Here is a 7,633-nt window from a genome sequence, read left to right on the forward strand (position 1 = left end):
GGGGCGGGGGGCGGCCCGGCGCGTGGTTTTTGGGGGGGTGCGCGGTGGGCGGGGGGCGGGGGGCGGCCGGCCGCCCCTGGGGCGGGGCCGGAGTCCGGCGGTGTCGTCAGTCCTTCGCGGGCGAGCGCGGCGGGCTGACGGTCGTCCGCGGCGAGCGGCGCTGCGAGGAGGTGCGGACGATGAGTTCGGTCGGTATCACCTGCTCGACCGGCCCGTCGCTCTCGATCCCCTCGATGGCGTCGATGAGGAGCTGGACGACGGCGGTGCCGATGCGGCGCGGTTTGAGCGAGAGCGTGGTGATGGGCGGTTCGGTGGTGGCGTAGACGGTGGACTCGCTGCAGCACACGATCAGCAGGTCGTCGGGGACGCGCAGGCCGTAGCGGCGGGCCGCGGCCAGGAGATCGGTGCCGTTGGGGTCGAAGAGGCCGTAGACGGCGTCGGGACGGTCGGGGCGGGCGAGCAGCCGGTCGGCCGCGACGGCGCCCGCGCACGGGTCGTGCGCCGGGTAGGCCTCGTAGACGGGGTCCTGTCCGACCCGCTCGCACCAGTTGAGGTACGCGGTGGTGGAGAGGCGGGTGTAGGTGTCGGTGGTGGTGCCGGTGAGGAGGCCGATGCGGCGGGCGCCGGCGTCGGCGAGGTGGTCGAGGAGGTCGAGGACGGCGGCCTCGTGGTCGTTGTCGACCCAGGCGGTCACCGGGAGCGTGCCGGCGGGGCGTCCGTCGGAGACGACGGGGAGGCCCTGGCGGACGAGCTCGGTGACGACGGGGTCGTGGTCGGAGGGGTCGATGACGACGGTGCCGTCGAGGGCGACGTTCGACCAGACGTCATGGCGTGAGGTCGCGGGGAGGATGACGAGGGCGTAGCCGCGGGCGAGCGCGGCCGAGGTGGCGGCCCTGGCCATCTCCGCGAAGTAGGCGAACTCCGTGAAGGTGAAAGGTTCATCCCCGTACGTGGTCACGGTCAGGCCGATGAGTCCCGACTTCCCGGTGCGGAGCGTGCGGGCCGCCGCGGAGGGGCGGTAGCCCAGCCGGTCGGCGACCTCGCGGACGTGCCGGCGGGTGGCGTCCGGGAGTCGGCCCTTGCCGTTGAGCGCGTCGGAGACAGTCGTGATGGAGACCCCGGCGGCGGCGGCCACGTCCCGGATGCCTGCCCGGCCCTGCCGGCTTCCCCGGGTCTGTGCCCGGCTCACCTGGTGCTTCCCTGCTGCTGTCATGGCGAGCCGATAGTAGGGCGATGAGGGGTGGGTGGGACGGCCGCATATGCGGGCGTTGACAGGCACGTTTCTGCAAGGCTGAGAGACATCAAGAGTGGGGAAATCCAAGGTAGTTGAGGGTTTCCCCATGCGACTTGATGTCGTCCGGCGGGATGGGCCTGGCGTGGGGGCGAGGTCTCGAAGAGGTCTCAACTCACCTCTACGGGGGACGCGCGCCACGGCGCTCGCCACCGGCGCGCGCCACCCGTGCGCGCGCCCCCTCGGTCGGGGAGGCCCGCCGGGCGGGTTTTCCACAGCGTTGCAGGGCTGTTGTCCACAGCCCATTCGCAGCGGGCGGGAATCCTCATAAAGTGAGAAGCATTGGCGGTACGGACGGTCGAGGAGGCCACCTGTGAGCGAGACCAGCGGGACGAGCAAGCCCACCCCGAAGCTGCGCGCCGAGCTGGACGGCGTCCCCACCTACAAGCCGGGCAAGCCGGCCGCCGCGGGCGGCCCGGTCGCCTTCAAGCTGTCCTCGAACGAGAACCCCTACCCGCCGCTGCCGGGCGTGATGGAGAGCGCGCTGGCCGCCGCCGCGAGCTTCAACCGCTACCCGGACATGGCCTGCACCGAGCTGTCGGCGGAGCTGGCCGACCGCTTCGGCGTCCCGGTCTCCCACATCGCCACCGGCACCGGCTCGGTCGGCGTCGCCCAGTCGCTGCTCCAGGCGACCTCGGGACCGGGCGACGAGGTGATCTACGCCTGGCGCTCCTTCGAGGCGTACCCGATCATCACGCAGATCAGCGGGGCCACCTCGGTGCAGGTGCCGCTGACCGACGACGAGACGCACGACCTCGACGCGATGGCCGCGGCGATCACCGACCGGACCCGGCTGATCTTCGTCTGCAACCCCAACAACCCCACGGGCACCGCGGTGCGCCGTGAGGAGCTGGAGCGCTTCCTGGACCGGGTGCCCTCCGACGTCCTGGTGGTGATCGACGAGGCGTACAAGGAGTTCGTCCGCGACACCGACATCCCGGACGGCGTCGAGCTCTACCGCGACCGGCCGAACGTGGCGGTGCTGCGCACCTTCTCCAAGGCGTACGGCCTGGCCGGGCTGCGGGTCGGCTTCGCGATCGCCCACGAGCCGGTGGCGGCGGCGCTGCGCAAGACGGCGGTGCCGTTCGGCGTGAGCCAGCTGGCGCAGGACGCGGCGGTGGCCTCGCTGCGCGCCGAGGACGAGCTGCTCGGGCGGGTCGGCTCGCTGGTGGCGGAGCGCGAGCGGGTCCGCGCGGGGCTGGTGGCCCAGGGCTGGACGGTGCCGGACGCGCAGGCGAACTTCGTCTGGCTGCGGCTCGGCGAGCGGACCGTGGACTTCGCGGCGGAGTGCGAGCGGCACGGCGTGGTGGTGCGGCCGTTCGCGGGGGAGGGCGTGCGCGTCACGATCGGCGAGACCGAGGCGAACGACCTGTTCCTGAAGGTGGCGGAGGGCTTCCGCCAGGGGGCCTGACGGATCGGGGTCCCGGTGTCGCCGGGCCCTGGCGGGTCAGGCGAGTTCGACGCGGATCGGGTCGCCGTCGCGGACGGTGGCCAGGATCCGCGGGTCGCCGTCGAGCGAGCCCAGCAGATTGCAGGGGCTCGCCAGCCGGCATTCCTCGCCCCGTGAGATCGGGGTCGGTCCGTACGGGAGGGCGAGGGCGTCGCCGTCGGTCCAGAAGGCCACCGTGCCCGGATCGACGACCTGGAGCGCCCCCGCCTCGCGGGGGACGGAGACCGGAGTGTCGAAGTAGACCTCCTCGCCCCAGGTGCGGGCGGTGGAGGAGATCGGCAGGGCCCCCAGGAGCGCGGTGCTCGTGGGGGTCTCGTCGAGGGTGGCCGTGGTGTGTCCGGCCGGCCAACTGATGCGTATCCGAAGGGTCATGGCCCGGATTCAACAATATGTTGAAGGGCTTGGGAAGGTGTGACCTTCGGTACAGCCCCCCGCCCTCCAGTACGGATTTCGTATGAGTCATAATGCTTGTGAATGTGAACGCGTTCACAAGCGTGTCCCTGTTCGTCCCGTATTCGGGGGGATCTAAGGGGCAGACTGCCGATGTGACCACGGCGATGTAAGGAGAAGACGACGTGGACCTCGCTTTGGCGCCCGAGACACTGGCGCGCTGGCAGTTCGGCATCACCACCGTCTACCACTTTCTCTTCGTCCCGCTGACGATCTCCCTCGCCGCACTCACCGCCGGTCTCCAGACCGCCTGGGTCCGGACCGAGAAGGAGAAGTACCTCCGGGCGACGAAGTTCTGGGGAAAGCTCTTCCTCATCAACATCGCGATGGGTGTCGTCACCGGCATCGTCCAGGAGTTCCAGTTCGGCATGAACTGGTCGGACTACTCCCGCTTCGTCGGTGACATCTTCGGCGCCCCGCTCGCCTTCGAGGCGCTCATCGCGTTCTTCTTCGAGTCGACCTTCATCGGCCTGTGGATCTTCGGCTGGGACAAGCTGCCGAAGAAGATCCACCTCGCCTGCATCTGGATGGTGTCGATCGGCACCATCCTCTCCGCGTACTTCATCCTGGCCGCCAACTCCTGGATGCAGCACCCGGTCGGCTACCGCATCAACGAGGACCGCGGCCAGGGCGCCCGCGCCGAACTCACCGACTTCTGGGCGGTGCTCACCCAGAACACGGCCCTCACCCAGTTCTTCCACACCATGACGGCCGCCTTCCTCGTCGGCGGCGCCTTCATGGTCGGCATCTCCGCCTTCCACCTGGCGCGCAAGCGGCACGTCCCGGTGATGCGGACCTCGCTGCGGCTCGGCCTGATCACCCTGATCATCGCCGGCCTCGGCACCGCCATCAGCGGTGACATGCTCGGCAAGGTCATGTTCAAGCAGCAGCCGATGAAGATGGCCGCCGCCGAGGCGCTCTGGGACGGCGAGGCGCCCGCACCCTTCTCGATCTTCGCGTACGGCGACGTCGAGAAGGGCCACAACACGGTCGCCATCGAGATCCCCGGAATACTGTCCTACCTCGCCAACGGCGACTTCGACTCGTACGTCCCCGGCATCAACGACGTCAACAAGGCCGAGCAGGAGAAGTACGGCCCCGGCGACTACCGGCCCAACATCCCCGTCGCCTACTGGGGCTTCCGCTGGATGATCGGCTTCGGCATGGCCTCGCTCGCCATCGGCGTCGTCGGACTCTGGCTGACCCGCAAGAAGTTCCTCATCGCCCCCGGCCTGAGGACCGGTGAGGACGAAGTGCCGAACCTCGTCCTCTTCAAGAACAAGGCCCTCAGCCCGAAGATCGGCAAGTGGTACTGGATCGTGGCCCTCTGGACCATGCTCTTCCCGCTGATCGCCAACTCCTGGGGCTGGATCTTCACCGAGATGGGCCGTCAGCCGTGGGTCGTCTACGGCGTGATGCGCACCAGCGCCGCCGTCTCCCCCGGCGTCTCCCAGGGCGAGGTGCTCACCTCGATGATCGTCTTCACCACCCTGTACGCGATCCTCGCCGTCATCGAGGTCAGGCTCCTCGTGAAGTACGTGAAGGCCGGCCCGCCGGAGCTCACCGAGGACGACCTCCACCCGCCCACCAGGATCGGCGGGGACACCCGTGACCCCGACCGGCCCATGGCCTTCTCGTACTGAGGCTCAGGAGATCGAGGCATGGAACTCCACGACGTCTGGTTCGTACTCATCGCCGTCCTCTGGACCGGCTACTTCTTCCTGGAGGGCTTCGACTTCGGGGTCGGCATCCTCACCAAACTGCTCGCCCGGAACCGGCCCGAGAAGCGGGTCCTCATCAACACCATCGGACCCGTCTGGGACGGCAACGAGGTGTGGCTGCTGACCGCCGGTGGCGCGACCTTCGCCGCCTTCCCCGAGTGGTACGCGACCCTCTTCTCCGGCTTCTACCTGCCGCTGCTGATCATCCTGGTCTGCCTCATCGTCCGCGGTGTCGCCTTCGAGTACCGGGCCAAGCGGCCCGAGGAGAACTGGCAGCGCAACTGGGAGCAGGCGATCTTCTGGACCTCGCTGATCCCCGCGATCCTGTGGGGCGTGGCCTTCGGCAACATCGTCCGGGGCGTGAAGATCGACGGGAACATGGAGTACGTCGGCGGCTTCTGGGACCTGCTCAACCCGTACGCCCTCCTCGGCGGGCTGGTCACGCTCACCCTCTTCACCTTCCACGGCACGGTCTTCGTCGCGCTCAAGACGGTCGGCGACATCCGGACCCGGGCCCGGTCGCTCGCGGTCACGCTGGGACTGGTCACGGCGGTGCTCGCGCTCGCCTTCCTGATCTGGACCCAGGTCCACACCGGTGACGGCTGGAGCCTCGCGGCGCTGCTGATCGCCGCGGTCTCGCTGGTCGGCGCGATCGGGGCCATCAAGGCGGGGCGCGAGGGCTGGTCGTTCGCCCTCTCGGGGGTGACGATCGCCGCCGCGGTTGCCATGCTGTTCCTGGCGCTCTTCCCGGACGTCATGCCGTCCTCGCTCGACCCCGCGTGGAGCCTGACGGTGACGAACGCGTCGTCGAGCCCGTACACGCTCAAGATCATGACCTGGTGCGCGGCCATCGCCACGCCCCTGGTCCTGCTCTACCAGGGCTGGACCTACTGGGTCTTCCGCAAGCGGATCGGCACCCAGCACATCGCCGACGCCCACTAGGCGCTGCCACGTCGGAGCTCCCACCCGAGCTCACACCAGAGGGGCATGTTTCACGTGAAACCGATCGACCCGCGTCTGCTCCGGTACGCCCGGGCGACCCGCTTCTTCCTCGTCGCGGTCGTCGTCCTCGGCCTGATCGGGGCGGCGCTGGTCATCGCCCAGGCGATGCTCATCGCCGAGATCGTGGTGGGGGCCTTCCAGCAGGGCCTCACGGTGTCCGCGCTGACCACTCCCCTGCTGCTGCTCGCCGGGGTCGCGCTGGGGCGGGGGCTCGTCTCCTGGCTGACCGAACTCGCCGCCCACCGGGCGAGCGCGGCGGTCAAGTCCGAGCTCCGCGGCCGGCTCCTGGAGCGGGCCACCGCCCTCGGCCCCGGCTGGCTCGGCGGGCAGCGCACCGGCTCGCTCATCGCGCTCGCCACCCGGGGCGTCGACGCGCTCGACGACTACTTCGCCCGCTACCTGCCCCAGCTCGGCCTCGCGGTCGTCGTCCCCCTCGCGGTCCTCGCGCGGATCGTCACCGAGGACTGGGTCTCGGCCGCGATCATCGTCGTCACCCTGCCGCTCATCCCGGTCTTCATGATCCTGATCGGCTGGTACACCCAGGCCCGGATGGACCGGCAGTGGAAGCTGCTCTCCCGGCTCTCCGGCCACTTCCTCGACGTCGTCGCCGGACTGCCCACCCTCAAGGTCTTCGGCCGGGCCAAGGCCCAGGCCGCCTCGATCCGCGCCATCACCGCCGACTACCGGCGGGCGACCATGCGCACCCTGCGGATCGCCTTCCTGTCGTCCTTCGCCCTGGAACTGCTCTCCACGCTGTCGGTGGCGCTCGTCGCCGTCACCATCGGCATGCGGCTCGTCCACGGCACCCTCGACCTCTACACCGGCCTCGTCATCCTGGTCCTCGCCCCCGAGGCGTATCTGCCGCTGCGCCAGGTCGGCGCCCAGTTCCACGCGGCGGCGGAGGGGCTCGCGGCGGCCGAGGAGATCTTCGAGGTCCTGGAGACGCCGGTGCGCGCCGGCGGCGGCCGGGCGGTCCCGGCCGAGCCGCGGCTGGAGCTGGACCGGGTGACGGTCCGCCACGCGGGGCGCGCGGAGCCCTCGTTGGACGCCGCGAGCCTGACGGTGGAACCGGGGGAGACGGTGGCCCTGGTGGGGCCGAGCGGCGCCGGGAAGTCGACCCTGCTCGACGTCGTCCTCGGCTTCACGGAGCCGGAGGAGGGCGGCACCGTACGGGTCGGGGGCGTGGACCTGGCGGAGCTGGACCTGGACGCCTGGCGGTCGCGGATCGCGTGGGTGCCGCAGCGGCCGTACCTCTTCGCCGGGACCATCGCCGAGAACGTGCGGCTCGCCCGGCCGGAGGCCGGTGACGAGGAGGTGCGGCGGGCGCTGCGGGACGCCGGGGCGGACTCCTTCGTCGACGGGCTGCCGGAGGGCGCCGGCACCGTGCTCGGCGAGGACGGGGCCGGACTCTCGGCCGGCCAGCGGCAGCGGCTCGCGCTGGCGCGGGCCTTCCTCGCGGACCGGCCGCTGCTGCTGCTCGACGAGCCGACCGCGGCCCTGGACGGCGAGACCGAGGCGGGGATCGTCGACGCGGTGCGGCGGCTCTCCGCGGGGCGGACCGTGCTGCTGGTCGTGCACCGGCCGGCGCTGCTGGCCGTGGCGGACCGGGTGGTGACGGTCGGTGCGGCCGCCTCGCCGGCGGACACCGGCGAGGCGGTGGACGCCGGTCCGGCCCCCGACGCCCCCCCCGCCGCGGCCGCGCGCGTCCCCGTCGAGGTG

General features: G+C 70.9%; 6 protein-coding genes. 4 read left to right on the plus strand and 2 right to left on the minus strand.

All coding sequences use genetic code 11. The features are described from left to right. Window positions 1-106 precede the first annotated feature (106 nt). Entirely contained in the window at window positions 107-1,213 is a 1,107-nt protein-coding gene (locus ACFW1I_RS03420; protein WP_078867917.1) for a LacI family DNA-binding transcriptional regulator, read from the minus strand. Between the two features lie 391 nt (window positions 1,214-1,604). Here ACFW1I_RS03420 and hisC point away from each other — a divergent pair, with 391 nt between their 5' ends. Then, entirely contained in the window at window positions 1,605-2,702 is a 1,098-nt protein-coding gene (gene hisC, locus ACFW1I_RS03425; protein WP_384665602.1) for a histidinol-phosphate transaminase, read from the plus strand. A 36-nt stretch (window positions 2,703-2,738) separates the two neighbouring features. On the opposite strand, the gene ACFW1I_RS03430 is transcribed toward hisC, so the two are convergent. Beyond that, window positions 2,739-3,113: a cyclophilin-like fold protein gene (locus ACFW1I_RS03430; RefSeq protein ID WP_384665604.1), complete on the minus strand. Its 375-nt coding sequence runs from the start codon at window positions 3,111-3,113 to the stop codon at window positions 2,739-2,741. Between the two features lie 203 nt (window positions 3,114-3,316). Here ACFW1I_RS03430 and ACFW1I_RS03435 point away from each other — a divergent pair, with 203 nt between their 5' ends. From ACFW1I_RS03435 to cydD, 3 genes are all read left to right on the plus strand, one after another. Then, the gene (locus tag ACFW1I_RS03435; RefSeq protein ID WP_384665606.1) at window positions 3,317-4,834 is read left to right on the plus strand and encodes a cytochrome ubiquinol oxidase subunit I; all 1,518 of its coding nucleotides are present in this window, start codon (window positions 3,317-3,319) and stop codon (window positions 4,832-4,834) included. An 18-nt stretch (window positions 4,835-4,852) separates the two neighbouring features. Beyond that, window positions 4,853-5,854: a cytochrome d ubiquinol oxidase subunit II gene (gene cydB, locus ACFW1I_RS03440; protein WP_384665608.1), complete on the plus strand. Its 1,002-nt coding sequence runs from the start codon at window positions 4,853-4,855 to the stop codon at window positions 5,852-5,854. Window positions 5,855-5,908: 54 nt separating this feature from the next. Further along, a partial coding sequence (cydD, locus tag ACFW1I_RS03445) for a thiol reductant ABC exporter subunit CydD (RefSeq protein ID WP_384665609.1) occupies window positions 5,909-7,633 on the plus strand: 1,725 nt, incomplete at its 3' end.

The organism is Streptomyces sp. NPDC058955 (assembly GCF_042741435.1).
Classification (GTDB): domain Bacteria; phylum Actinomycetota; class Actinomycetes; order Streptomycetales; family Streptomycetaceae; genus Streptomyces.